Raw genomic sequence first — 24,366 nt, 5'->3', positions numbered from 1 at the left:
GAGCCATCCGGCTCTCCGGGCACATTTGTTTTATGGAGGCCGTTCTCTTTCAGGGGCCGCCGCGGCGTGAGAAACGCCTGTGCGGATGTTCGGGGGAACGGCAAACGGGTCACGAGATCCAGCATTCAAGAGGAGCCGGCGCGCGCCGTGAAGCGCGAGGCCGGCGTTGAACCGATATGGCGAAACGGGATTACTACGAGGTTCTGGGCGTCGCGAAGAACGCGAGCGACGACGAAATCAAGAAGGCGTATCGCAAGCTCGCGATGAAGTATCACCCCGACCGCAATCCGGACAACAAGGATGCGGAAGAGCATTTCAAGGAGGCCAAAGAGGCCTATGAAATGCTGTCGGACTCGCAAAAGCGCGCCGCTTACGACCAGTACGGCCACGCCGGTGTCGATCCCAACATGGGCGGCGCGGGCGCACAGGGCTTCGGCGGTTTCGCGGACGCTTTCGGCGACATCTTCGGCGACATCTTCGGCCAGGCCGCGGGCGGCGCGCGCGGCGGCCAACGCGGCGGCCCGCAGGTGTATCGCGGCGCGGACCTGCGCTACAGCATGGAAATCACGCTGGAGCAGGCGGCGCACGGTTACGAGACGCAAATCCGCGTGCCGGGCTGGAGCGGCTGTGAAGTCTGTCACGGCTCGGGCGCGAAGCCCGGCACGAAGGCCGAAACCTGCCCGACCTGCCATGGTTCGGGTTCGGTGCGCATGTCGCAAGGCTTCTTCAGCATCCAGCAAACCTGCCCGAAGTGCCACGGCACGGGCTCGTACATTCCCGAACCCTGCACGAACTGCCACGGCGCAGGCAAGGTGAAGGAGACCAAGACGCTCGAAGTGAAGATTCCGGCGGGCATCGACGACGGCATGCGCATTCGCTCGGCCGGCAACGGCGAGCCGGGCATCAACGGCGGGCCGTCCGGCGATCTGTACGTCGAGATCCACATCAAGCAGCACGCGGTGTTCGAGCGCGACGGCGACGACCTGCACTGCCAGATGCCGATTCCGTTCACCACGGCGGCGCTGGGCGGCGAGATCGAAGTGCCGACGCTGGCGGGTCGCGCGAGTTTCACGGTGCCCGAAGGCACGCAGTCGGGCAAGACGTTCCGTCTGCGCGGCAAGGGCATCAAGGGCCTGCGTTCGAGCATCGCCGGCGATCTGTACGTGCACGTCCAGGTGGAAACGCCGGTCAAGCTCACCGAACACCAGCGCGAGATGCTCCAGCAGTTCGAAAAGTCGCTCGTGGAAGGCGGTTCGCGCCACAGCCCGCAAAGCAAGAGCTGGTTCGACCGCGTGAAGAGCTTCTTCGACTGATGCGCGTTTCCGGCGTCATCATGCAGCAGGCAAGCAGCAGGTAGTGATCGCAATGGCAGTCTATTCTGGCGCCGCAGCGGGTGATGCGGCTTTCGCGCTGCTCGACGACGGCGACTCGACGGCGGTTAGCCGCTCGAGCCGCCTCTATACGGGGTTCGTGCGCGAGCTTGCATGCCGGCGCGCGGCGGATCTCGACGCGGTGTGCGCGCAGGTGGACGCCGAACTGGGCAACGGACTTCACGCCCTCGTGACCGGCGACTACGAGTTCGGGCGCACGCTCGAATTCGCAAAGCGCAACGCGTCCTCCATCGAAACGCAGCACGGCCACGCCGCGCTGCGTTTTTTATTGTTCGAGCGCTGCGAAAAGCTCTCGCGCGCAGAGGCCGATGCATGGCTCGCGGCGCAGGAGGGCAATGAAGCGCCTGCGCCAGCGGGCGTGGCGGGCGTGACGGCCGGTGTCGACCGCGAGCGCTTCGAGCAGGACATCGCCGCCGTGCAGGACGCCTTGCGCGCGGGCGACTCCTATCAGATCAACTACACCTACCGGCTCGGCTTCGAGGCGTACGGTTCGCCGCTCGCGCTTTACAGGCGCTTGCGCGAGCGTCAGCGCGTGCGTTACGGCGCGCTGATCGCGTTGCCGGGCGATCGCTGGGTGCTCTCGTGCTCGCCGGAGCTGTTCGTGGAGAAGCGCGGCAAGACGTTGCGCGCGAAACCCATGAAGGGCACGGCCGCGCGTGGCGCCGATGGGGAGCAGGACGCCGCCGCCGCGCGTTTTCTCGCGAACGATCCGAAGAACCGCGCCGAAAACGTGATGATCGTTGACTTGCTGCGCAACGACCTCTCGCGCGTCGCGCAGGCAGGCTCGGTTCGCGTACCGGCACTCTTCAGCGTGGAGCCCTACGCGTCGGTCTGGCAGATGACCTCGACCGTCGAAGCGACGCTGCGCGAAGGCACGACATTCGCCTCCGCCCTGCGCGCGCTCTTTCCGTGCGGCTCGATCACGGGTGCGCCCAAGCACCGGACGATGGAACTGATCGAAGCGCTCGAGCATGCGCCGCGCGGGCTTTACACGGGCACGATAGGTTGGCTCGATGCGCCCTCGACGGGCGAGGCTTGCGGCGACTTTTGCCTCTCGGTCGTGATCCGCACGTTGACGCTCGATGCGCCCGCGAGGGGCACCGGCGGCACGCGGCGCGGCGAGATGGGCGTCGGGGCGGGCATCGTGCTCGACAGCGTGGCCGCCGACGAATACGAGGAGTGCCGCCTGAAAGCGCGCTTTCTGACCGATGCCGACCCCGGCATCGAATGCTTCGAAACGATGTACGCGACGCGCGCCGGCGGCGTGCGCCACGTGGAGCGTCACCTCGCGCGGCTCGCCGCGAGTGCGGCGTGGCTCGGCTTCCCGTGCGACGTCCAGGCGTTGCGAGCGCGCATCGACGCAACCTGCGCCGCGTTTGCGGACGCGACTAAAGACGCGACTGGAGACGCGATTCCAGACGATCACGCGCCACACCGTGTGCGCCTCGCGCTCGGCAAGAGCGGGGCGGCTACGCTCGCGAGCGCGCCGCTCGCCGCGCTCGCGCACGACACCGTGGGCGTGCTGCTCGCGCCGGATCACGGCTTCGCGCCGGTCGAATCCGCCGACGCGCTGTTGGTGCGCAAGACCACGCGCCGCGCCGAATTCGATCGCGCGTGGCACGAGGCCGAAGCACGAGGCGCCTTCGACATGCTGTTCTTCAACGAGCGCGGCGAGTTGACCGAAGGCGGCCGCTCGAACGTGTTCGTGAAGCTCGACGGCAGGTGGTACACGCCGCCGCTCGCCTCGGGCGTGCTGCCGGGCGTGATGCGCGGCGTGCTGCTCGACGACGAAGCATTCGGCGCCCAGGAGCGCGTGCTCACGCGCGACGACGTGCTGAACGCCGAAGCCCTCCTGCTGACGAATGCGCTGCGCGGCGCGGTGCCGGCACGCCTGATCCGATGAGATCACGGGCGTAGCGCCTCACCAAAAACAAAGCGCGCTCCATCTGGAGCGCGCTTTTCATTGTGCGAAGCCAGATCGACGGCTCAGAACACGTGCTCGGGTCCCGGGAACGTGCCTTCCTTCACGGCCTGTACATACGCGCGCACGGCCGATTCGATATCGGGCTGGCCCGCCATGAAGTCTTTCACGAAGCGCGGCCGCTTGCCGGGGAAAATGCCGAGCATGTCGTGCAGCACGAGCACCTGGCCCGAGCAGTCCACGCCCGCGCCAATGCCGATGGTCGGAATGCGCAGTTGCTTCGTGACTTCCGCGCCGAGTGCCGCGGGCACGGCCTCGATCACCACGAGCTGCGCGCCCGCGTCCTGCAGCGCCAGCGCGTCGCGAATCATCTGCGTGGCGGCCGCATCGCTCTTGCCCTGCACCTTGAAGCCGCCGAATGCATGCACCGACTGCGGCGTGAGGCCGATGTGCGCACACACGGGCACGGCGCGCTCCACCAGCATCTTCACCGTGGGCGCGAGCCATTCGCCGCCCTCGATCTTCACCATCTGCGCGCCGGCGCGCATGAGCTTCACCGAGTTCGCAAACGCGTCTTCGGGCGTGCCGAAAGTGCCGAACGGCAGATCGGCGATGATCAGCGCCTTCGTTTGCACACGCGCCACGCACGCCGTGTGATACGCGATGTCGTCGATGGTGACGGGCAGCGTCGTCGTGTGGCCCTGGAGCACGTTGCCGAGCGAGTCGCCGATCAGCACCGTATCGACGCCCGCGCGATCGCACAGCGCAGAGAAGCTCGCGTCGTAGCATGTCAGCATGGCGATGCGCTCGCCTGCGTCGCGCATGGCCTGGAGCTTGGGCACGGTGACCGCGCTGCGGCTCGTTTCCTGCAGGTAAGTCATGGGGAAATCCGTTGGGAAAGGGAAAAACGGGGTGGGGCCGCGCCGCTCGATCGCGCCGATGAAGGGGGTTATAGCGACGTGCCCTTGACGAAGGATTCCTTGCGGCCGCGCATCGTCTCGATACGCTCGGCGACGAGCGCGAGGTCCGCATCGGAACCTGGCAGATCCAGATGCTCCGCGCCGACGGTGAGCACCGGCGCATGATCGTAATGATAGAAAAAATCGTTGTAGCTGTCGCACAGCGCACGCAGGAATGCACTCGAAACAGGCAGCTCGCGCGGCAAGGCCCGCTTCTGGATGCGCGCGTACAGCGCCTCGGGGCTCGCCTGCAGATAGACGACGAGGTCGGGCAGGGGCGCCGATGACGTCAGACGCGAGGCGAGCGCGCGGTAGAGCGGCAGTTCGTCTTCGGCGAGTGTGAGGCGCGCGAACAGATCGTTGCGTTCGGCGAGGAAATTCGTCACGAGCGGCACGCCCGCTTCGCGGCGCGCGGCCACGTCGCGCGAAAGCTGCTCGCGCTGCAAGGCGATATGCAACTGCGCGGCGAGCGCGTGCGACGAGGGCGCCGTGTCGCGATAGACGCGCTCCAGAAACGGATTGTCGGCGTTCGATTCGAAGAGCGTCTGCATCGACCAGCGCTCGGCGAGCCGCTTGGCGAACGCGGTCTTGCCCGCGCCGATCGGCCCTTCGATCACGATGTACTGGAGCGCGGCTGGCCGCGTGGCGCGCGCGCTGGCCGCGGTGAGCGCGGTGACAATGGGCGGGGGTGTCGTGCTCATCGGCAGTTGCCCGAGGGCGGCGTGTCCGGTGCGGGCGCCGCGCCCATGCACTGGCACAGCGGCTTGACCTTCTCGATGCGCTGGTCGGCCACGGCGGCGAGAAACGCGCTGGCGGGCCCCAGGCCCGGAATCACGAGTTCGGGATCGATCTCGACGAGCGGCACGAGCGCGAACGCGCGGCCCGTCATGCGCGGATGCGGCACGATCAGGTCGGTTTCGTCGATGGTGGCGTCGCCGTAAAGCAGGATGTCGATGTCGAGCGTGCGGGGCGCGTTGCGAAAGGGACGCTCCCGGCCGAAGTGATGCTCCACGCGCTGGCACAGGCCGAGCAGCGCGCGAACGTCGAGACCCGTCTCGATTTTCACGACGCAGTTGAAATAGTCGTCGCCGCCCGCGTCGATGGGCGCGGTGCGGTACAGACTCGATTTGGCGACGACGGTGAGGGTGTGCTGTTGTGCGAGGCACACCACCGCGTCTTTGAGGGTCTGGCGCGCATCCCCCAGATTCGCGCCAATTCCCAGCCAGGCAACCGTCATGGCTTCACTTCCTGCGACTGTTGTTGCGGTTCGACGCGTGTGCGCCACGGCAAGCCGCGACGCCGCACGGCGTCAGTCCTCGTGCGGACCGGCGTGGCCGTCATAGTCCGCACTGCTGGCTTCATGCACGTCGCCGGCTGCGCCGGCTTCCGTTACAGCACCTTCGCCCGTTCTGCGGCTCTTCGCGCCGCCGCGGCGGCGGCGTTTGCGCGGCGAGCGTTCCTTGCCGCCCTGCGCGAGAAGCGCTTCGCGCGCGGCGGTGTCGCCGGAAATGAAGTCCGTCCACCATTGGCCGACTTCGGCGTCCAGCTCGCCCGATTCGCAGCGCAGCAGGAGGAAATCATACCCCGCTCTAAATCTTTGGTGTTCCAGCAGCTTCAGCGCCCCGCGGCCGCGTTTTTCGAGGCGCAGCTGCAGGCCCCAGATTTCGCGCATGTCCGACGAGTAGCGGCGATGGATCGCGAGCTTCTCGGTTTGCGCGTCGATCACGTCGTCCATGGCGCGATGCAGCGCCGGCACCGGGATTTCGCCCGCGGCCGTGTACTGCTGCCAGCGCTGCTGCACGTCGTGCCAAAGCAGCGTGGCGAAGAGGAAGCCCGGCGACACCGGCTTGCCCGCGCGCACCCGCGCGTCGGTGTTCGACAGCGCGAGCGTGATGAACCGCTCGCCCTGGGGCTGCTCGAGAATCACGTCGAGGAGCGGCAGGAGGCCGTGATGCAGCCCCTCCTTGCGCAGCCACCTGAGGCACTCGAGCGCGTGGCCCGAGAGCAGCAGCTTGAGCATTTCGTCGAACAGACGCGCCGCCGGCACGTTGTTGATGAGGTCCGCGAGCTTCGTGATCGGCTCGCGCGTGTGCTCTTCGATCTCGAAGCCGAGCTTCGCCGCGAAACGCACCACGCGCATCATGCGCACCGGATCCTCGCGGTAACGCGTGGCCGGGTCGCCGATCATGCGCAACAGGCGCGCGCGCATGTCGGCCATCCCGTTGTGATAGTCGAGCACCGTCTGCGTGGCCGGGTCGTAGTACATCGCGTTGATCGTGAAGTCGCGGCGCGTGGCGTCTTCGTGCTGCTCGCCCCAGACGTTGTCGCGCAGCACGCGACCACTCGCATCCACGGCGTGGGTCTTGCGGTCGAGCTCGTCACGGCGCATGCGTTTGGCGGGCGCCGGAGCGGGCGCGGCATCGGTGGGCGGAGCGTCCACCAGCGCGCGGAAGGTCGAGACCTCGATGATTTCCTGGCCGAACTGCACGTGCACGATCTGAAAGCGCCGGCCGATGATGCGCGCGCGGCGGAACAGCTTCTGCACCTGGTCGGGCGTGGCGTCGGTGGCGACGTCGAAGTCCTTGGGCGCGACGCCGAGCAGCAGGTCTCGCACCGCGCCGCCCACGATGAACGCGCGGAAGCCCGCCTGCTGCAGACCTTCGGTCACGCGCACGGCGTTGCGCGAGATGAGCGCGGGATCGATGCCGTGGACGTCGGCGGAAAGGATGATGGGCGTGGCCGGGTCGGGCGCGCCCATGCCGGCGCGCGGCTTCGGGGTCTTCTGCGCGCTGGCCGGCTTGCGGCGCGCGCGGGTGCTGCCGGCGGCGGCGCTTTCATGTGAGGCCGTATGCGGATCGGCGGCGGGGGCTTCGGCGTCTTGCGCCGCTTCGGCGTCGTCCTGGCCGAACAGCTTGCGGATGAGTTTCTTGATCACTGGGCTTGGAACAAATCGAGAATGCGCCAGCCCGCTTGTTGCGCGTGAGCGCGCAGGGTGTCGTCGGGGTTGGTGGCGATCGGGTCGGTGACTTTTTCGAGCAGCGGAATGTCGTTGTGCGAGTCGCTGTAGAAGTAGCTGTGCTCGAAGTCCGAAAAGCGCTTGCCGAGCGAGGCGAGCCATTGCTCGACCCGCACGATCTTGCCTTCGCGGTAGCTCGGCGTGCCCGTCGGGCGGCCGGTGAAGGCCGATGCCGGATGGCCGTCCACGGTTTCGACTTCGCACGCGATCAGCTTGTCCACGCCGAACACCTCGGCGATGGGCGCCGTGATGAATTCGTTGGTCGCCGTGACCACGCAGCAGAGGTCGCCCGCTTCCTTGTGCTTTTTCACGAGCTCGACCGCGCTCGGCAGGATGGTCGGCTTGATCACCTCGTGCATGTACTGGTCGTGCCACGCCTTGAGCTGTGCGCGCGAGTATTTCGCGAGCGGCGTGAGCATGGCGACCAGGTACGCGTGGATGTCGAGCTTGCCGGCCTTGTAGTCGGCGTAGAAGCGGTCGTTTTGCTGAGCAAAGCGCTCGCCGTCGACAATGCCGAGCTTCACCATGAAGCGGCCCCATTCGTGGTCGCTGTCGGTGGGGATCAGGGTGTGATCGAGATCAAAAAGTGCAAGGTTAGCCATGGGCGCTCATTTTACTTGAAGCGGGAGACGCCGTTGCCGCTGCCGGCGGGCGGCGTCGGCGCGGCGGGGTCCGCGGGGGATTCGGGGCCTGCAGGCGCGTCGTTCCGGGCAGGCGCTTCGCTGTCCTGCGATGGCGGCGTTTCCGACGTATCCGACGTATCCGGCGTTTCCGGCGTATCGGGCGTCGACGGTGTCTGTCCCGGCGGCCCGCTGGTCTGCGCCTCGGGTGCGGCGGTACCGGCCGGCGGATCGAGATCGCCGCGCAGCTCGCCGCTCATCTCGTTGCTCACGTCGGCTTCGACTTCGCCCTTGAGTTCGGTGCCCAGTTCCTTGTGGACGACGTGACGATATTTGGCCCCCAATTCGCCTTCGACGTTGTCGGTCGGCTTGTCGAAGGGGACCGGCGCCGGTGAGCGCGCCTGCAAGGCCGGCGCCCTCGGCGCCGCGTAGGGCTGGGCGTCGTCGGGCCCGGCGGCGGGGGCTTCCGGCTCGCCGCAGAAGAGCGTCGGCGGTGCGGGCGGCTCGTCGCCATCGGCGGGTGGCGTTTGCGCCGCCGCGTCGCCGCCGGCTTCGTCTTCGTGCGCGTCGCTCGTCTCTTCGGCGTCTGCCTGCTCCGCGGCGCAAAGCGCTTCGTCCGTCGGCAACGCGCTCGCGACGCTCACCAGATCGCCCACGCCCTTCGCCAGCATCGCGCGCAACAGCGGCAGCGTCACCGCGCGCTTCTGTTCGAGCGAGAAGCGGTCGAGCGCGTCGAGCAAGCCCATCAGGCTCGGCATGTCGCGCCGGAAATGCGTGAGCAGGTAGGCGGGCACGTCGTCGGCGAGCGCAATGCCGCGTTCGCGCGCCGCGAGCTTGAGGATGGCCGCCTTGCCTTCGTCGGAAAGCGGCGCGAGATGGAACACGAGGCCCCAGCCGAGGCGCGTGCGCAGGTCTTCGCGCACGGCGAGACCCATGGGCGGCGCGTTGCCCGTCGCGACGAGCGCGCAGGCGGGGTACGAGCGCACCTCGTTGAAGAGATTGAAGAGCGCGATTTGCTGCGCGCCCGAGAGCGCATCGCAGTCGTCCACCGCGTAGATCGTCACGCGCGGATCGAACGTGAACGCCGCCAGCGCGCTTTGCGGGCCCAGATAGCGCACGTGGCCCGGCGGCGCTTCGTCGGCGAGTGCGTGCAGCAGATGGCTGCGCCCGTTGCCGGGCTCGCCCCAGACATAGAACGTGCGATCGGCGATCGGGCCCGCCGTGAGCGCCGCGTCCAGACCGCGCAGGCGCGCGACCAGCTCGGCGTTGGCGCCGATATGGAAGTTGTCGAAGGTCGATGGCGGCGGGGTGCCGAGATCGAGCGTTAACTGTCGCTGCACGGTGTGTCTGGACGGAATCGGTTCTAGTAAAGCGTGCTCTCGTGAGAACCGGGTAGACCGCTGGACCGCGGCCGCCGCACGTTGCCGAGGGCGAGCGCGACCCCGGTCCAGATAACGGCCCGACGCTGGTGCGGTGCGAAATACGGTGTGTTCTGCGGCAAAACTCGGTTTCCGGTTGGGGGGCGCGAGGCGAGGCGCGTTCCAAAACTCGCTCCACCCGCGGCGGCGGGGCGCCGTCAATCGGTTAAAATCGCATTTTACCGACCTTCTGGCGCTTCCCCATGAATCAACCGAAATCCGGCCCCGCTAATCAGGACCTATCGCAGGCACAGTCGCAGGCACAGTCGCAGGGCCAAGGCCTCTCCTACCGCGACGCGGGCGTGGACATCGACGCGGGTGACGCGCTCGTCGACCGCATCAAGCCCTTTGCGAAGAAGACCCTGCGCGACGGCGTGATGGGCGGCATCGGCGGATTCGGCGCGCTTTTCGAAGTGCCGAAGAAGTACAAGGAGCCCGTGCTCGTTTCGGGCACCGACGGCGTGGGCACCAAGCTGCGCCTCGCGTTTCATCTGAACAAACACGACACGGTCGGCCAGGATCTCGTCGCGATGAGCGTAAACGACATCCTCGTGCAGGGCGCCGAGCCGCTGTTCTTCCTCGACTACTTCGCCTGCGGCAAGCTCGATGTCGATACGGCGGCCACGGTCGTGAAGGGCATCGCGCAAGGCTGCGAACTGTCGGGCTGCGCGCTGATCGGCGGTGAAACGGCCGAAATGCCGGGCATGTACCCCGACGGCGAATACGATCTTGCCGGCTTCGCGGTGGGCGCGGTCGAAAAGAGCAAGATCATCGACGGCAGCACGATCGCCCCGGGCGACGTGGTGCTGGGTCTCGCCTCGAGCGGCATCCACTCGAACGGCTTCTCGCTTGTGCGCAAGATCATCGAGCGCGCGCAGCCGGACCTCGCCGCCGACTTCGACGGCCGCCCGCTCGCCGACGCGCTGATGGCGCCCACGCGCATCTACGTGAAGCCGCTGCTCAAGCTGATGGAAACCGTCACCGTGAAGGGCATGGCGCACATCACGGGCGGCGGCCTCGTCGAGAACATTCCGCGCGTGCTGCGCGAAGGCCTCACGGCTGAACTGAACCACGCGGCATGGCCGCTGCCGCCGCTCTTCACGTGGCTGCAAAAGCACGGCGGCGTGGCCGATGCGGAAATGCACCGTGTGTTCAACTGCGGCATCGGCATGGCCGTGGTCGTGGCGGCGGATCAGGCCGATGCCGCCGCCGCGCTGCTCGCAGCCGCCGGCGAGCAGGTCTGGAAGATCGGCTTCGTGCGCGCAAGCCAGGCAGGCGAAGCGCAGACCGTGGTGGTCTAAGCCTCACGCGTTCCCACGCAAAAAATGCCCGCCATCGCCTGGCGGGCATTTTCTTTTGAGCGGGGCGAATCGCGTTACAGCACCGTGCGCACGTGCCACAGCTCGGGAAAGAGCACGACATCGAGCATCTTGCGCAGATACGGCGCGCCATTCGTACCGCCCGTGCCCTGCTTGAAGCCGATGATGCGCTCGACCGTCGTCACGTGGCGAAAGCGCCATTGACGGAACGCGTCTTCGAGATCGACGAGTTCCTCGGCCATCTCGTACAAATCCCAGTACTCCGAAGGATTGCGGTACACCTCGAGCCACGCTGCCTCGACGCTGGCGTCGTGTTCGGTCGGCAGGGTCCAGTCGCGGTTCAGGCGCCCGGGCGCGATCGCAAAGCCGCGCCGCGCGAGCAGGCGGATCACTTCGTCATAGAACGAGGGGGCTTCGAGGGTTGCTTTCACCTGCTCGAAAATCTCGGCCCGATGCTCGTGCGGCTTGAGCATCTGCGCGTTCTTGTTGCCGAGCAGGAACTCGATCTGCCGGTATTGATACGACTGGAAGCCCGACGACGCGCCCAGATACGGCCGCATGGCCGTGTACTCGGAAGGCGTGAGCGTCGAGAGGACGCTCCACGCCTGCACGAGCTGCTCCATGATGCGCGAGACGCGCGCGAGCTGCTTGAACGCGGGCGGCAGCGCGTCGCGGTGCACGTTGGCGAGCGCCGCGCGCAATTCGTAGAGCGCGAGCTTCATCCACAGCTCGCTCGTTTGATGCTGCACGATGAACAGCATCTCGTTGTGGTCGGGCGAGAGCGGATGCTGTGCGTTAAGCACCGCGTCGAGCGCGAGGTAGTCGCCATAGCTCATCGACTTCGAGAAGTCGAGTTGCGCGTCGTGCCAGCCTTCGCCTTGCGCCTCAGGCGCTTGCGCAGCGGGCGCGGCGGCGCCGTGTCCGAACGGGCAGCCGCCACGTGCGGCGCCGTGGGTGTCACGCGCGATTTCACCCGCGTCGGGCATGCCCGGGATTTGCATGTGATCGTTCATCTGCCGCTCCTCAGGTGACCGCGCCGCGCTCGGCGAATTCGGGTTTGCGCCAGGACCCGGTCGCGAGCACGTCGCGCAGCGTTTCCACGGCATCCCACACATCGACGTAACGCAGATACAGCGGCGTGAAGCCGAAGCGCAGCACGCGCGGCTCGCGATAGTCGCCGATCACGCCGCGCGCGATCAGCGCCTGCATCACCTCATAGCCGTGGGGATGCTCGAAGCTCACGTGCGAGCCGCGCTGGGCGTGTTCGCGCGGCGTGACGAGCGTGAGGCCGTATTCCTTGCAGCGCGTCTCGACCAGTTCGATGAAGAGATCGGTGAGCGCGAGCGACTTGCGGCGAACGGCCTGCATGTCGGTCTGCAGGAACACGTCGAGACCGCATTCGACGAGCGCCATCGACACGATCGGCTGGGTGCCGCACAGATAGCGGCCGATGCCGTTGTCCGGGCGATAGACAGGGTCCATCTCGAACGGCGACTTGTGGCCCCACCAGCCCGAGAGCGGCTGCGAAAACGCCTCCTGATGGCGCTTCGGCACCCACACGAAACCGGGCGAGCCGGGGCCGCCGTTCAGATATTTGTACGTGCAGCCCACGGCGTAGTCGGGGTTCGCGCCGTTCAGGTCGACCGGCACGGCGCCCGCCGAATGCGCGAGATCCCACAGCGCGAGCGCGCCCTGCGCGTGAATGTGCCCGGTGAGCGCGTGCATGTCGTGCATCTCGCCCGTGCGGTAGTTCACGTGCGTGATCATCGCCACCGCCACGTCTTCGCGGATCGCGGCGCGCAGTTCGGCAGGATCGTCGACGAGGCGCAGCTCGTAGCCGCGGTCGAGCTGCTCGATGAGTCCCTGCGCGATGTACAGGTCGCTCGGAAAGTTCGAGCGCTCCGAGACGATCACGCGGCGCTTCGGGTCGCGCGCGTTCTGCACGCGCAACGCAGCGGAAAGCGCCTTGAAGAGGTTGATCGAGATGGTGTCGGTGACGACGACTTCGTCGCCGGCCGCGCCGATCAGCTTCGCGAGCTTGTTGCCCAGACGCCTGGGCATGGCGAACCAGCCCGCCGTGTTCCAGCTGCGGATGAGGCCTTCGCCCCATTCGCCGCCGATCACGGCCTGCGCGCGCGCGGCAGAGGCCGAGGGCGGCACGCCGAGCGAGTTGCCGTCGAGATAGAGGGTCCCGGCCGCGAGCGTGAATTGCTCGCGCAGGGCGGCGAGCGGATCGGCGCGATCGGCTGCCAGGGCTTCGTTGCGGTCGTTCATGTCTGTGTTTCGTTCTGTGTCGGATTGAGCGGGGATTCAGCTGGCGGCGGCTTGCGGCAACGCGCGCAGCACGGCGCGCACGGGGCTGGCGTCGAGCGTCGAGAACTTCAGCGGCAGGGCGATCAGTTCGTAGTCGCCGGGCGCGACGGCGTCGAGCACGACGCCTTCGAGGATCGCCATGCCATGGGCGCGAATGCGGTGATGCGCGGCCATCGTCTTCGACTCCTGCGGGTCGAGCGAGGGCGTGTCGATGCCGATGAGACGCACGCCGTGCGCAGCGAGCAGATCGATCGTTTCCGGCGCCACGGCGCAGAACTGGCTGTCCCAGCGGTCCTGCGGCGCGTGCGCGTAGGTACGCAGCAGCACGCGCGGCGGGACGTCCGGAAGCGCGCCTTTCACGTGTTCGGGCAGCACGAGCGGCGCGGCGCCCACGCAATGAATTACGCGGCATGCGCCGATATACGTGTCGAGCGGCACCGCACCGATCGGCGCGCCTTCGGCGTCGTAATGCAGCGGGGCGTCGGTGTGCGCGCCGGTGTGCGGCGAGAGCGTCACACGCGCGACGTTGACCGGCGAGCCGGCCTCCATGCGCCATACGCGCTCGACGCCAACGGGCGTATCGCCGGGCCAGACGGGCGTTTCGGGGTGAATCGGGGGGGAAATGTCTTTGATCTGTGTCATGTCAAAGCCGGCTTGCGTCTGCATCGTCTCCATGTCGGCCGCACCTGGCGCTTAAGCGCTGAGGGCGGTCCCATGCAAAGCTATGCTTCGAATGATAGGCAACCCCGCGCGAAATGTGCTTGCGAAAAAAGCGCCGCAAACTTCGATTGTTGGCACATAATTTGTCTCAAGACGGGAATGGAGACCAAATATGAACGCAATCTCGCTGGACGCTACCGATTGCCGTATTCTCGCCGTGCTGCAAAACGAGGGGCGGATCAGTAATCTCGATCTGGCGGAGCGCATTTCGCTTTCGCCATCGGCGTGCCTGCGCCGTTTGCGGCTGCTCGAGGAGCAGGGGGTGGTGGAGCGCTACCGCGCGAGTCTGAACCGGGAGATTCTCGGCTTCGAGATGGAGGCGTTCGTGCAGGTATCGATGCGCAACGACCAGGAGAGCTGGCACGAGCGCTTCGTCACGGCGCTGCGCGACTGGCCGGAGGTGGTGGGGGCGTATGTGGTGACGGGCGAGACGCACTACCTGCTGCGCGTGCTCGCGCACAACCTCAAGCACTACTCGGACTTCGTGCTCAACAAGCTATACAAGGCGCCGGGCGTGATGGACATCCGCTCGAACATCGTCCTTACGACGCTCAAGGTGGAAGTGGGCGTGCCCGTGGACCTGATCGCGCAGCGCGAGCCGAAGAGCGCGCCGGCATAACCGGGAGCGACGGGGTGCGCGCCCCGCCCCGTCAATTATCCGCGAGGGACTGGAGCTGGTGGAACGCGCCGCCGTAGAACACGAGCGGCGAAGCCTCCGTGCCGTCCTCGCGTACGCCGCAGCGTTCCACTTCCCCGACGAAAATCACGTGGTCGCCTTCGTCGTAGCGGCTGCGGTTGTGGCACTCGAACCATGCGATCGCGCCGTCCAGCACGGGCATGCCGGTGTCGCCGGCCGCGTGCGAGACGCCCTCGAAACGGTCGCCCTTGACGGTCGCAAAGCGCTTGCACAGGTCGAGCTGCGACGCGGCGAGCACATTGATCACATAATGGCTGTTCGAGCGGAACACAGGCATGGACGCCGAGCGCGTGGCGAGGCTCCACAGCACGAGCGGCGGATTGAGCGAGACCGAATTGAACGAGCTGGCCGTGATGCCGATGAGCGTGCCATCGGGCGCGCGCGTCGTGATCACGGTCACGCCGGTGGCGAACTGGCCAAGCGCGCGGCGGAATGCGCCGTCGTCGAAATTGGGCGGGCTGGCGCGTCGGATCATCGGTGCAGGCCTTCACGGACCGCGCGCACGGCGGCGGGAGCAGAAATCGGGATCAACGTCATGTGGAAAATCGGCAAATTGTCACAATTTTAGCGGAAGCGGCGGATGGCGGGTCGCGCGGGGCGCCGCGCAGCGGTGTTCCCGGTGCGGTCCGCGATGGCGTCCGCAGTTACGTCCGCGGTTACGTCCGCAGTTACGTCCGCAGTTACGTCCGGATTCACGATCAAAGGAGCGAACAGCATGAGTCAGACAGTCGAAACGGCCACCCTGGGCGGCGGATGCTTCTGGTGCCTGGAGGCGGTGTATCTGCGCGTGGAGGGCGTGAGTGCGGTGGAGTCGGGCTACGCGGGCGGCCACGTGGCGAACCCGGGTTACGAGCAGGTCTGCGACGGTGAGACCGGCCACGCCGAGGTCGTGAAGGTGGACTTCGATCCCGCCAGGATCACGTATCGCGAGATTCTCGACATCTTCTTCGCGATTCACGATCCCACGCAACTGAACCGCCAGGGCAACGATGTGGGTACGCAGTACCGCTCGGTGATCTTCACGCACTCCGAGGCCCAGCGCGAGACCGCCGAGCAGGCGATTCGCGAACTGGCCGCAGAAGGCGTGTACGACGGCAAGATCGTCACCCAGGTGCTGCCGCTCGACGGCAACTATTTCCCCGCCGAGGCGTATCACCAGAACTACTTCGCGCAGCACCCGAACCAGGGCTATTGCTCGTTCGTGGTGGCGCCGAAGGTCGCGAAGTTCCGCCAGAAGTTCGCGCACCGGCTCAAGGCGGAATGAGCGTCAGCAGGCGGGATCGGTACCCGGGTTTCGATCCCGCTTCGCGCGTCGGTCTTCGTTTTGTTCGTCTTCTTGCGTGCCGGGCGGCGTTTCGTCCGGCGTCGCGTCGCGCGCGGCGTCCGGCGCCATTTCCCCGCGCAAGCGTTCCATCTCGTCCGCAATCGCCCGCGCGAGCTTCGCGCACGTGAGCGGCGCCGATCCCTCCGCCTTGTTATTGGTCGTGATCAGCACGGGCTGGCCCGCCATCGCGTAGCGCGCGGCCAGTTCCGCGAGCGTGACGCGCGTATGCGGGTCTTCGTCCACCAGCTTGTCGAACGGCTCGTAGCGCGCCTTCGCCTGCTCGTACCTGAAGCCGCTATGCAGGCTCCAGCGCACGATCAGCGGGCCGGCCGGGGTTTCGCCGTCCATCAGCGCGAGCGCGGCGGCCTGGCGCAGCGGGTCCGGCATGCGGGCGTGCAGGCCGACGCAGTAGCGCACGCCCGCGGCGCGCAGCGTGCGAACGAAGCGCGGCGTGAGCAGGATCGCGTCGCGGATCTCGACGGCGTAGCAGGGGCCGTCGCCGGGTGCGGTCGGCCCGGTCGATTGGGGCAGTGGCGGCAGCGCGGCGAGGAAGGCGGCTAGCCGCTCGACGAACGCCGCCGGGTCGGCTAGCAGCTGATCGGGCAGCGGCGGAAACTGGAACACGAGCGCGCCGGCCTTGCCGCCGAGCCCCGCGAGGCACGGCTCGACGAATTCGCGCGCGGCCAGCTCCGCGTTGAGAAAGCAGGGGTTTGCGGACACGGGCTCGCCACGCTCGCCGCGCACACTGGCGTCGGTGACGAGCGCCGGCGCTTTCACGATGAAGCGGAAGTGGTCCGGCACCTGCTGCGCGTAGCGCAGGTAATCGGTGACGGTAAGCGGCGCATAGAACGAGCGGTCGATGCTCACCGAGCGCAGCAGCGGATGCGCCCCGTAGGCCGAGAGGCCATCGCGGGCAAGCCTGGACTGGCTGTAGTCCTCGCCGTAGACGATGCCGCGCCAGCCCGGAAACGACCACGACGAGGTGCCGAGGCGCACGCTCGCGGGCAGCGCGGCGGCGGCGTCGAGCGTGTCTTGCGTCGCCACGGCGGGCAGCACGCCGCGGCCGCGGCGTTTGGGGGCGCCGGTGCCGGATGCGGGCTGCTTCGGCGGTTTGGGGCGCAGCTCGCCTTTTTCGTGCGCATCCACATCGGCGGCGTTCTCGCGAGTGGGGCGAGCCGGGCGCTGCGCCGCGGACTGAGCGGCGGGCTTCGCCGCAGGCGTTGGCACAGGCGCCGCGAGGCCGAACAGGTCGGGCTGCGGCTCGGCGCGGGCTTCGGCTTTCGGCGCGTTGCGGCGCGCAGCCGGGCGCGCGGCTGGGCCGACGGCGTTGCGGCGGGAATCGTTGCCCGGCCCAGGCGTCATGTCGCCAAACAGGTCGTGGCCGTCGTCGCGTTCGTTCATGCAGTGGCGTCGCGCGGTGGTGTGGTGATGGCGGTCGCGGGGCGAAGCCGCCCGGACCGGGCGCAACTGCGCGAACAGTCGATACGCCGGCGGCGCGGCGAACCGCGCCGCCGCCTGCGTCAGAGCGGCTTCTCGTACATATACCGGCGCGACCACGGCAGCGTCTTCGCGCTGCGGCCGGCCTTGCGGCAGACGATCTGGAAGATCGACACGTCGTCGTGCTCGAACGCGTACGCGCAACCCGCCAGATACACGCGCCAGATGCGGAACTTCTCGTCGTCGACGAGCTGTTTCGCTTCCTCGGCGCGCGCCTCGAAATTCTCCGCCCACAAATCGAGCGTGTGCGCATAGTGACGGCGCAGGCTTTCCACGTCAACCGCTTCGAGGCCGCCGCGCTGCGCCGCTTCGAGCGCGAGGCCGATGTGCGGCAGCTCGCCGTCGGGGAACACGTAGCGGTCGATGAACTCGCCGCCGCCGAGCGCCGTTTCGCCCGAGTCGGCGTCCGACGAGGTGATGCCGTGATTCATGGCGACGCCGTCGTCGGCGAGCAGGTCGTGGACCTTGCGGAAATAGCCCGGCAGATGCTTGCGCCCGACGTGCTCGAACATGCCCACGCTCGTGATGCGGTCGAACTGGCCCTGGACGTCGCGATAGTCCTGCAGGCGGATCTCGATGCGGTCTTCGAGGCCCGCCGCCCTCACGCGGGCGGTGGCGAGATCGAACTGGTTCTGCGAGAGCGTCACGCCCACGCAGCGCGCGCCGAACTTCTGCGCCGCCCGCAGCACGAGCGCGCCCCAGCCGCAGCCGATGTCGAGCAGCGTCTGACCTTCCTTCACCTGGATCTTCGTGAGGATGTGGTCGATCTTCTTGAGCTGGGCGGTGGCGAGGTCTTCGTCGCCGTTCTCGAAGTAGGCGCACGAATAGACCATGTTCTCGTCGAGCCAGAGCTTGTAGAACGCGTTCGAGACGTCGTAGTGGTACTGGATGGCCCGCTTGTCCGTGGACTTCGAATGCGTGAAATAGCGGCGCACGCGTGCGAGCTTGCCGGCGCTCGTGACGGTGTTGCGCGCGAGCGAATAGCTGATGTTGATGATGTCGGCGAGCTTGCCTTCGATGTCGATCTTGCCCTTCACGTAGGCCTCGCCGAGATTGTCGAGGCTCGGCGTTAGCAGAAGCGGCAGCGCCGACGCGCTATTGACCTTGAGCGTGACGGCAGGTGCGGCGAAGTGGCCGAAGTCGTATTGCTGCCCGCTCCAGAGCACGAGGCGGGCGGGCAAGTCGGCCTTGTTGCGCACTTCTTCGACCCACTGTGCGAGTTTCTTCTCCCAGAACATGCGTTTCTCTCCGTGTCAGATGAACGATCGGTGCCCAACGACAAAAGCGAATTGCGATGCAGGTTTTTTGGCAACAGCGTAATGGCAACAGCGAGCTACTGAACGACGTGCAACGAAAGCGGTGAGACGAAAACCTGGTGTGCGCGGCGCAAGTACGGCAAGCGTGTTACGCCGCGCGCATGCGCTCAGGGCGCGAGACGCTCGATGCGCCAGGCCGCGCCCGCGCTCTCACGCGTGTAGCGGATGCGGTCGTGCAGGCGCGACGGGCGGCCTTGCCAGAACTCGATGGCCTGCGGCACGAGGCGGTAGCCGCCCCAGTGCGGCGGGCGCGGCGGCGTCTCGCCATACTGCGCGGCGATCTCGCGCTCGCGGGCCTCGAGCGTCTTGCGGTTCGCGATCACCGTGCTTTGCTCGGAGACCCACGCGCCAATGCGCGAGCCGAGCGGGCGCGAGTTGAAGTAGGCGTCGCTTTCCTCGGCGCTCGTGAGTTCGACCTTGCCCTCGATGCGAACCTGACGCTCCAGTTCGATCCAGTAAAAGAGCAGCGCCGCATGCGGATTCGCGCCCAGCTCGCGGCCCTTGCGGCTTTCGTAGTTCGTGAAGAACACGAAGCCGCGCTCGTCCACGCCCTTGATGAGCAGGATGCGCGCGGCGGGGCGGCCTTGTGCGTCGACCGTGGCGACGGTCATGGCGTTGGGCTCGGGCAGCTTCGCGTCGAGCGCCTGGGCGAACCAGGTCTGGAACTGGCGGATCGGATCGGGATCGACGTCGGCGGCGTCGAGCGAGCCAAGCGAGTAGGTCTTGCGGAGATCGGCGAGGGAGGTCATCTTTTAGGCAGACGCTTCAATGCGGACAAGTATATCGAACAGGCGAATGTCGAACAGGCGAGGAAGGCGCCCGGCGAGGGGCGCCCGGCCTCGTTCGGCGCGATCAGGCAAAATACGGGTCTTGCGAGGACCGTGACAGCAGCGTGTGAGCGGTCCGAGGTCCGCTTACGATTGCCTACCGTCATGTCCAGTACCCCGATTTCCCCTGCCGCCGGCTCCGTCGATCTTACCGCGAGCCCCGCCGACGATGTTGCCGACCGTGCCCGCCGGTTCGGCGGAATCGCGCGGCTTTATGGCGCACCCGCGCTCGACGCGTTCGAGCGCGCCCACGTTGCCGTGATCGGCATTGGCGGCGTGGGCTCGTGGGCCGCCGAGGCGCTCGCGCGCAGCGCGATCGGCAAGCTCACGCTGATCGACCTCGACAACGTGGCCGAGAGCAACACCAACCGCCAGATCCACGCGCTCGACGGCAACTACGGCAAGCCCAAGGTGGAGGCCATGGCCGAGCGCATCAAGCTCATCGACCCGGCCTGCGACGTGCGTCTTGTCGAGGATTTCGTCGAGCCGTCGAACTTTGATGCATTGCTGGGCGGCGGCTTCGACTACGTGATCGACGCCATCGACAGCGTGCGCACCAAGACCGCACTGATCGCCTGGTGCGTGGAGCATCGCGTGCCGCTCATCACCGTGGGCGGCGCGGGCGGGCAGCTCGATCCCACGCGGATTCGCATCGACGACCTCGCGCTCACGATCCAGGACCCGCTGCTCTCCAAGGTGCGCGGCCAGTTGCGCAAGCAGCACGGCTTTCCGCGCGGGCCGAAAGCCCGGTTCAAGGTGAGCGCGGTGTATTCGGACGAGCCGCTCATCTATCCCGAGGCGGCCGTGTGCGATATCGACGCCGAGGCCGAGCACGTCACCACGTCGCCGGGTCATCACGGTCCGGTCGGGCTGAACTGCGCGGGCTTTGGTTCGAGCGTGTGCGTGACGGCGAGCTTTGGCTTCGCGGCGGCTTCGTACGTGCTGCGCGCATTGGCGCATCAGTCCAGCGGGCGTTAAAGCGGGGCGCAGGCGCGCAAGAAAGCGTGCCTGATAAGGCACGCCTTCGTATCGCGCTGGAAAGCGAACGTACCGCGCGCGCCGGCCGCCTTATTCGACCGCTTCCGCTTCGTGCAGGCGCGGCAGCAGGCGATCGAACTCGCGGCGCACGAGACCGTAGCACTCGCATGCGCGCGCTTCGAGGCGCTTGCGGTCGAGTACGCGGATCTTGCCGCGGCTGTGGTGGATCAGACCTTCGTCATGCAGCTTGCCGGCGGCTTCCGTGACGCCTTCGCGGCGCACGCCGAGCATGTCGGCGATCAGTTGCTGCGTCACGCTCAGATCGTTGGAGTCCACGCGGTCCACTTCGATCAGCAGCCACCGGCACAGCTGCCTGCTCAGCGAGTGGTGGCGGTTGCAGGCGGCCGTCTGCGCGATCTGCGTGAGCAGGGCATGCATGTACAGCAGCGTAATGCGGCGCAGGAGGTCCGAGCGCGCAAACTGCTGCTTGAGCGCCTGTGCGCTGATGCGGTACGCGAAGCCCGAACTTTGCACCTGCACGCGGTTCGGCATCGTTTCGCCACCGGTCAGCACGGGCACGCCGGTCATGCCTTCCCGGCCCACCGCCGCAATTTCGACGGAACTGCCGTCCTCCATGGTCGTGAGCATCGAGATGACGGCGGTCGTCGGAAAGTACACGTGATGAATGCGCTGGCCGCAATCGCAGAGCAGCTGTTCAGTGCGCAGTTGAACGAGTTCGAGATGCGGCGCCAACGCCTGCCATTCGTTTGACGGAAGTGCGCCCAGCAGATGATTGCCGTGCAGATCGGATTGAAGGGTCAACATGATCGGTCCTCGCGTAAAGCGGCGTTTGCCGCCTCCTGTTTTTCTGCTTCCGGCTACCGAATGGTTTGTTATCGCCGTTACCCGTACGGCTATTCGTTCGTTGCGCCGGCCCCATAAGCCACGTTGGCGTTTTGCGATCTTGCTTGTCGGCATCTACGCCTGTGTGGCGAACTCTACTTAGCAGGGGTTGTGCCAGCATCCGCGAAAGTGAAGGCGCTTGCGGTTCTGCGCGGCGCAAGCGATTTCCGAGGGGACACAAAGCCGCATTATTGTTTCAGTTTTGTACAACGCCAGCGCGGCCCCGTTTGCGAAGTCGCTAGAATTTGATGCCGCCAACGCCTTGATTTATATGGCGACTTTCGCTGCTCACCCGGATGCGCGAAAAATGAGTCCTTGCTGAAACATCGTTGGACCGTCGCCTTGAGCGCGTTGTGCGCCTGCCTTTGCAGCGACGCGGTTTTGATTCGCTTCTGTTGGGGCGCCGCCGACACTGTCGCAAAAACGTTCGGATGTGAAACATCACCTTGCGCGGCCGTCTTCGCGCTTCGTGCGTTGCCGCACATAACGATGACTGCGCGATGACTGCTCAATGACCGCGCGATGACCGCGGCCCCGTCCCAAGGAGAAATTTGCCTGCGTGCCGTGCGATCAATGTGGCTGCGCGTACAGAGCCGCGCGCTGCGTATTGTTCAAATGTCACCCGTACGCCAACCAATAACGAGACTCGGTGCATGACTTCGGGGGAGGGACTCGAATGAACAACGATGTGACATCTGCCGGCCTGATAGCCGCGACCAGCGAAGGCGACGCCGAACTCGTCGTTCAGCCCGTTGTGCTGGCGGGCGGTTCCGGCACGCGGCTATGGCCGCTTTCGCGCGAACACTGCCCCAAGCAACTGATCGATCTGCTCGACGGCGAGTCGCTGCTCGAGGCGACTGTACGGCGCCTCGACGGCGTGTTCCCGCATGCGGCCACCTCGCTGCCGGAATCGCACACGGCGGTTCGCAAGGCTGCGCCATTCGTCGTGAGCAGCGAGGACTTGCGCCATCTGACCGCTGACCGTCTTGGCCGCAGCGGCATGGCTGCCCGCTTCGTGCTCGAACCGCTCGCGCGCAACACGGCGCCCGCGCTGACGGCGGTGGCGCTTGCCGCCAGCGGCGACGCCGATCCCGTGCTCGTTGCCATGCCCGCCGACCATCTGATCGCCGATGGCGCCGCGTTTGCGGCCGCAGTCGAAGAGGCCGTGACGCACGCGGCGCGCGGCGCCATCGTCACGCTTGGCGTGCCGCCGCAGCGTGCCGAAACGGGCTACGGCTACATCGGCGCGGGTTTGCCGCTTGGCAGCAGCGGCGCGCGCAGCATCGAGCATTTTGTGGAGAAGCCCGACGCCGGGCGCGCGGCCAGCTATGTTGCTTCGGGCAACTATCTTTGGAACAGCGGGATTTTCGTTGTGCGCGCATCGGTCTGGCTCGCGGCGATCGCGCACAGCCGGCCGCTCATCGCGGCGCAGTGCGCGGCGGCCTTCGCTAATGCCTGTGTCGACGCTGACGGCACCGTCCACTTGAACCGCGACGCGCTCGCCGCCTGTCCGTCCGATTCGATCGACTACGCAGTGATGGAGTCGGTTGGCGTGAATGCGCGGCTCGCCGGCGTGGTGGTGCCGCTTCGTTCGGGCTGGTCGGACGTCGGGGCGTGGGACGCCCTGTGGCAGGTCTCGGAGAAGGACGGGAACGGCAACGTCGCGCGCGGGCGCGTGCTGTTCGAGGATGCGGCGGATACCTTCGTGCATTCGGACGGCCGCCTCGTTGCCTGCGTGGGCGTGCGGGGCATGGTGGTGGTCGAGACCGCGGACGCCGTGCTCGTTGTCGCGAAGGACCGCGTTCAGGACGTCAAGGCAGTGGTCACGAGGCTCAAGGCGCAGCACAGCGAGGTGGCGCGGCAGCACCGGCGCGTGGAGCGCCCATGGGGCTGGTACGACTCGGTCGATCAGGGCGAGCGCTTTCAGGTCAAGCGCATCGTGGTCAAGCCGGGCGGCCGGCTTTCGTTGCAGATGCATCACCACCGCGCGGAGCACTGGACCGTGGTGCGCGGCACGGCGCGCGTGACGCGCGGCGACGAGGTGCTCCTGCTTTCCGAAAACGAATCGACCTATATCCCGCTAGGCATGACGCACCGGCTCGAGAATCCAGGCAAGACGGCGCTCGAGATCATCGAGGTGCAGTCGGGCTGTTATCTCGGCGAGGACGATATCGTGCGTTTCGACGACCAGTACGGGCGGGTTCAGCAGGCGTAGCCGGCTGAACGCAAGGCGAGCGTGTCACGCGAGGACGCACGCCGCGTCCTCGCGTGCGAGTTCAGTTCAGCGTCGCGCTCAGCTTGCGCCGCCACTCGCTCACGAGCTGCGGCTGATGTGCCGCGAGATCGAACACCGAAAGCATGGTCTTGCGGCCCACGTCGTCGCGGAAGGCGCGGTCGCGCTTCACGATCTCCAGCAGATGCTCGAGCGCGCCCGCGTACTTGCGCCGCGCGATCAGCGCGTTCGCCAGATCGAAGCGCGCTTCGAGATCGCCGGGGTGGGCGGCGACCTGGGCTTCGAGCGCATCGGTGGGCGGCAGGTCGGCGGCGGCGTCGAGCGCGTCGAGGCGCGTCTTGAGCGCATTGAAGCGCGCGTCGATGCCCTGCGTGGTCTTCGGCGAGAGCAGCTCGACTTCCTTTTGCGCGTCGTCGGCGCGGTTGTCGGCGAGCAGCATCTCGATCAGGTCCATGCGCACCTCGTCGTTGCCCGGATCGAACGCGAGCGCGGCCTGCAGCGCTTCATAGGCCTCGTCGCGGCGGCCTTCGGCCAGCGCTTCCTGCGCGGCGCGGCGCGCGGCCTCGACGCCGTCGGGGATCAGGCCGTCGAGGAACTGGCGCAGCTGGCCTTCGGGCAGCACGCCCACGAACTGATCGACCGCCTGGCGGTCCGCGAACGCCACGACGTGCGGGATGCTGCGCACACCGAAGTGCGCGGCGAGTTCCTGGTTCTCGTCGACGTTCACCTTCACGAGCTTCCATTTGCCCGCGTATTCGGCCTCGAGCTTTTCGAGCATCGGGCCGAGACTCTTGCAAGGGCCGCACCAGGGCGCCCAGAAGTCGACCAGCACCGGCGCGAGCGCCGACGCTTCGATCACGTCTTTTTCAAAAGTGGCGAGAGTGGTGTCCATTGCGTCCTCGTTGGGAAATCCG

21 protein-coding genes and 1 pseudogene are annotated in these 24,366 nt (G+C 67.0%); 7 read left to right on the top strand and 15 right to left on the bottom strand.

The window, feature by feature from the left end:
- The first annotated feature begins 176 nt into the window (after window positions 1–176).
- Together dnaJ and pabB are read left to right on the top strand one after the other, a co-directional pair.
- Window positions 177–1,313, top strand: coding sequence for a molecular chaperone DnaJ (gene dnaJ / locus BHE01S_RS07975; RefSeq protein ID WP_042262403.1), 1,137 nt, complete (start codon window positions 177–179; stop codon window positions 1,311–1,313).
- A 52-nt stretch (window positions 1,314–1,365) separates the two neighbouring features.
- Entirely contained in the window at window positions 1,366–3,294 is a 1,929-nt protein-coding gene (gene pabB / locus BHE01S_RS07970; RefSeq protein ID WP_042262401.1) for an aminodeoxychorismate synthase component I, read from the top strand.
- 83 nt (window positions 3,295–3,377) lie between these two features.
- On the opposite strand, the gene panB is transcribed toward pabB, so the two are convergent.
- From panB to hda, 6 genes and pseudogenes are all read right to left on the bottom strand, one after another.
- On the bottom strand, window positions 3,378–4,193 hold the full coding sequence (panB, locus tag BHE01S_RS07965; protein WP_042262398.1) for a 3-methyl-2-oxobutanoate hydroxymethyltransferase: 816 nt from the start codon (window positions 4,191–4,193) through the stop codon (window positions 3,378–3,380).
- 68 nt (window positions 4,194–4,261) lie between these two features.
- Window positions 4,262–4,972, bottom strand: a complete 711-nt coding sequence (locus BHE01S_RS07960; protein WP_042262746.1) for a deoxynucleoside kinase — start codon at window positions 4,970–4,972, stop codon at window positions 4,262–4,264.
- Window positions 4,969–5,508: a 2-amino-4-hydroxy-6-hydroxymethyldihydropteridine diphosphokinase gene (gene folK, locus BHE01S_RS07955; protein WP_042262396.1), complete on the bottom strand. Its 540-nt coding sequence runs from the start codon at window positions 5,506–5,508 to the stop codon at window positions 4,969–4,971. Before folK ends, BHE01S_RS07960 begins: the two co-directional genes overlap by 4 nt.
- Window positions 5,509–5,580: 72 nt before the next feature.
- On the bottom strand, window positions 5,581–7,206 hold the full coding sequence (gene pcnB / locus BHE01S_RS07950; RefSeq protein WP_042262394.1) for a polynucleotide adenylyltransferase PcnB: 1,626 nt from the start codon (window positions 7,204–7,206) through the stop codon (window positions 5,581–5,583).
- Window positions 7,203–7,889: a histidinol-phosphatase gene (locus BHE01S_RS07945; RefSeq protein WP_042262392.1), complete on the bottom strand. Its 687-nt coding sequence runs from the start codon at window positions 7,887–7,889 to the stop codon at window positions 7,203–7,205. The genes pcnB and BHE01S_RS07945 overlap by 4 nt, the downstream gene beginning before the upstream one ends.
- A 656-nt stretch (window positions 7,890–8,545) precedes the next feature.
- Window positions 8,546–9,247 (bottom strand): annotated as a pseudogene (gene hda, locus BHE01S_RS07940) (DnaA regulatory inactivator Hda); the annotation flags it as partial.
- Window positions 9,248–9,528: 281 nt separating this feature from the next.
- Here hda and purM point away from each other — a divergent pair.
- A complete protein-coding gene (gene purM / locus BHE01S_RS07935) occupies window positions 9,529–10,626 on the top strand; it encodes a phosphoribosylformylglycinamidine cyclo-ligase (protein WP_084068655.1) in 1,098 nt (365 codons plus the stop codon).
- A 74-nt stretch (window positions 10,627–10,700) separates the two neighbouring features.
- Here the strand turns inward: purM and kynA are convergent, their stop codons facing one another.
- From kynA to kynB, 3 genes are read right to left on the bottom strand one after another with little or no spacing between them, the layout of a single operon-like run.
- The gene (gene kynA / locus BHE01S_RS07930; protein ID WP_042262390.1) at window positions 10,701–11,657 is read right to left on the bottom strand and encodes a tryptophan 2,3-dioxygenase; all 957 of its coding nucleotides are present in this window, start codon (window positions 11,655–11,657) and stop codon (window positions 10,701–10,703) included.
- Between the two features lie 10 nt (window positions 11,658–11,667).
- Entirely contained in the window at window positions 11,668–12,918 is a 1,251-nt protein-coding gene (kynU, locus tag BHE01S_RS07925; RefSeq protein WP_042262387.1) for a kynureninase, read from the bottom strand.
- A gap of 36 nt (window positions 12,919–12,954) precedes the next feature.
- Window positions 12,955–13,599: an arylformamidase gene (gene kynB, locus BHE01S_RS07920; protein WP_042262737.1), complete on the bottom strand. Its 645-nt coding sequence runs from the start codon at window positions 13,597–13,599 to the stop codon at window positions 12,955–12,957.
- Between the two features lie 190 nt (window positions 13,600–13,789).
- Between kynB and BHE01S_RS07915 the strand changes: the two genes are divergently transcribed.
- A complete protein-coding gene (locus BHE01S_RS07915) occupies window positions 13,790–14,296 on the top strand; it encodes an Lrp/AsnC family transcriptional regulator (protein ID WP_028202039.1) in 507 nt (168 codons plus the stop codon).
- A 31-nt stretch (window positions 14,297–14,327) separates the two neighbouring features.
- Here BHE01S_RS07915 and BHE01S_RS07910 read toward each other — a convergent pair whose 3' ends face one another.
- A complete protein-coding gene (locus tag BHE01S_RS07910; protein WP_042262733.1) occupies window positions 14,328–14,846 on the bottom strand; it encodes a flavin reductase family protein in 519 nt (172 codons plus the stop codon).
- A 243-nt stretch (window positions 14,847–15,089) separates the two neighbouring features.
- Here BHE01S_RS07910 and msrA point away from each other — a divergent pair, with 243 nt between their 5' ends.
- Complete coding sequence (gene msrA / locus BHE01S_RS07905) at window positions 15,090–15,638, top strand: peptide-methionine (S)-S-oxide reductase MsrA (protein ID WP_042262385.1); 549 nt, start codon at window positions 15,090–15,092, stop codon at window positions 15,636–15,638.
- Between the two features lie 3 nt (window positions 15,639–15,641).
- Here the strand turns inward: msrA and BHE01S_RS07895 are convergent, their stop codons facing one another.
- The 3 genes from BHE01S_RS07895 to pdxH all read right to left on the bottom strand — a co-directional run bounded on the left by BHE01S_RS07895 (window position 15,642) and on the right by pdxH (window position 19,260).
- The gene (locus tag BHE01S_RS07895) at window positions 15,642–17,060 is read right to left on the bottom strand and encodes a DUF72 domain-containing protein (protein WP_407669483.1); all 1,419 of its coding nucleotides are present in this window, start codon (window positions 17,058–17,060) and stop codon (window positions 15,642–15,644) included.
- A 158-nt stretch (window positions 17,061–17,218) separates the two neighbouring features.
- The gene (locus tag BHE01S_RS07890) at window positions 17,219–18,433 is read right to left on the bottom strand and encodes an SAM-dependent methyltransferase (protein ID WP_042262383.1); all 1,215 of its coding nucleotides are present in this window, start codon (window positions 18,431–18,433) and stop codon (window positions 17,219–17,221) included.
- A 185-nt stretch (window positions 18,434–18,618) separates the two neighbouring features.
- Window positions 18,619–19,260: a pyridoxamine 5'-phosphate oxidase gene (pdxH, locus tag BHE01S_RS07885; RefSeq protein ID WP_042262381.1), complete on the bottom strand. Its 642-nt coding sequence runs from the start codon at window positions 19,258–19,260 to the stop codon at window positions 18,619–18,621.
- Between the two features lie 183 nt (window positions 19,261–19,443).
- Between pdxH and tcdA the strand changes: the two genes are divergently transcribed.
- Window positions 19,444–20,316, top strand: coding sequence for a tRNA cyclic N6-threonylcarbamoyladenosine(37) synthase TcdA (tcdA, locus tag BHE01S_RS07880; RefSeq protein WP_042262378.1), 873 nt, complete (start codon window positions 19,444–19,446; stop codon window positions 20,314–20,316).
- A 90-nt stretch (window positions 20,317–20,406) separates the two neighbouring features.
- Here tcdA and BHE01S_RS07875 read toward each other — a convergent pair whose 3' ends face one another.
- Window positions 20,407–21,141: a Crp/Fnr family transcriptional regulator gene (locus BHE01S_RS07875; RefSeq protein ID WP_042262374.1), complete on the bottom strand. Its 735-nt coding sequence runs from the start codon at window positions 21,139–21,141 to the stop codon at window positions 20,407–20,409.
- A 754-nt stretch (window positions 21,142–21,895) separates the two neighbouring features.
- Here BHE01S_RS07875 and BHE01S_RS07870 point away from each other — a divergent pair.
- Window positions 21,896–23,434 carry a mannose-1-phosphate guanylyltransferase/mannose-6-phosphate isomerase gene (locus BHE01S_RS07870; protein WP_052405773.1) on the top strand — a complete coding sequence of 513 codons (1,539 nt, stop codon included), beginning with the start codon at window positions 21,896–21,898 and terminating at the stop codon, window positions 23,432–23,434.
- Between the two features lie 61 nt (window positions 23,435–23,495).
- Here the strand turns inward: BHE01S_RS07870 and trxA are convergent, their stop codons facing one another.
- A complete protein-coding gene (gene trxA / locus BHE01S_RS07865) occupies window positions 23,496–24,344 on the bottom strand; it encodes a thioredoxin (RefSeq protein WP_042262371.1) in 849 nt (282 codons plus the stop codon).
- Window positions 24,345–24,366 lie beyond the last annotated feature (22 nt).

Origin of the sequence: Paraburkholderia heleia NBRC 101817, from assembly GCF_000739775.1 — a bacterium.
Classification (GTDB): Bacteria; Pseudomonadota; Gammaproteobacteria; order Burkholderiales; family Burkholderiaceae; genus Paraburkholderia; species Paraburkholderia heleia.
The sequence above is the reverse complement of the archived record's forward strand: the minus strand, read 5'-3'. Positions and strand labels throughout refer to the sequence as shown.

What these genes read in the sequence shown, in the direction of transcription:
- BHE01S_RS07895 (WP_407669483.1), bottom strand. Translation starts at nt 17,060, where the DNA reads ATGACGCCTGGGCCGGGCAACGATTCCCGCCGCAACGCCGTCGGCCCA.
- BHE01S_RS07945 (WP_042262392.1), bottom strand. Translation starts at nt 7,889, where the DNA reads ATGGCTAACCTTGCACTTTTTGATCTCGATCACACCCTGATCCCCACC.
- purM (WP_084068655.1), top strand. Translation starts at nt 9,529, where the DNA reads ATGAATCAACCGAAATCCGGCCCCGCTAATCAGGACCTATCGCAGGCA.
- BHE01S_RS07875 (WP_042262374.1), bottom strand. Translation starts at nt 21,141, where the DNA reads ATGTTGACCCTTCAATCCGATCTGCACGGCAATCATCTGCTGGGCGCA.
- tcdA (WP_042262378.1), top strand. Translation starts at nt 19,444, where the DNA reads ATGTCCAGTACCCCGATTTCCCCTGCCGCCGGCTCCGTCGATCTTACC.
- trxA (WP_042262371.1), bottom strand. Translation starts at nt 24,344, where the DNA reads ATGGACACCACTCTCGCCACTTTTGAAAAAGACGTGATCGAAGCGTCG.
- BHE01S_RS07960 (WP_042262746.1), bottom strand. Translation starts at nt 4,972, where the DNA reads ATGAGCACGACACCCCCGCCCATTGTCACCGCGCTCACCGCGGCCAGC.
- BHE01S_RS07870 (WP_052405773.1), top strand. Translation starts at nt 21,896, where the DNA reads ATGAACAACGATGTGACATCTGCCGGCCTGATAGCCGCGACCAGCGAA.
- pabB (WP_042262401.1), top strand. Translation starts at nt 1,366, where the DNA reads ATGGCAGTCTATTCTGGCGCCGCAGCGGGTGATGCGGCTTTCGCGCTG.
- BHE01S_RS07915 (WP_028202039.1), top strand. Translation starts at nt 13,790, where the DNA reads ATGAACGCAATCTCGCTGGACGCTACCGATTGCCGTATTCTCGCCGTG.
- msrA (WP_042262385.1), top strand. Translation starts at nt 15,090, where the DNA reads ATGAGTCAGACAGTCGAAACGGCCACCCTGGGCGGCGGATGCTTCTGG.
- panB (WP_042262398.1), bottom strand. Translation starts at nt 4,193, where the DNA reads ATGACTTACCTGCAGGAAACGAGCCGCAGCGCGGTCACCGTGCCCAAG.
- dnaJ (WP_042262403.1), top strand. Translation starts at nt 177, where the DNA reads ATGGCGAAACGGGATTACTACGAGGTTCTGGGCGTCGCGAAGAACGCG.
- kynB (WP_042262737.1), bottom strand. Translation starts at nt 13,599, where the DNA reads ATGACACAGATCAAAGACATTTCCCCCCCGATTCACCCCGAAACGCCC.
- BHE01S_RS07890 (WP_042262383.1), bottom strand. Translation starts at nt 18,433, where the DNA reads ATGTTCTGGGAGAAGAAACTCGCACAGTGGGTCGAAGAAGTGCGCAAC.
- kynU (WP_042262387.1), bottom strand. Translation starts at nt 12,918, where the DNA reads ATGAACGACCGCAACGAAGCCCTGGCAGCCGATCGCGCCGATCCGCTC.
- folK (WP_042262396.1), bottom strand. Translation starts at nt 5,508, where the DNA reads ATGACGGTTGCCTGGCTGGGAATTGGCGCGAATCTGGGGGATGCGCGC.
- kynA (WP_042262390.1), bottom strand. Translation starts at nt 11,657, where the DNA reads ATGAACGATCACATGCAAATCCCGGGCATGCCCGACGCGGGTGAAATC.
- pdxH (WP_042262381.1), bottom strand. Translation starts at nt 19,260, where the DNA reads ATGACCTCCCTCGCCGATCTCCGCAAGACCTACTCGCTTGGCTCGCTC.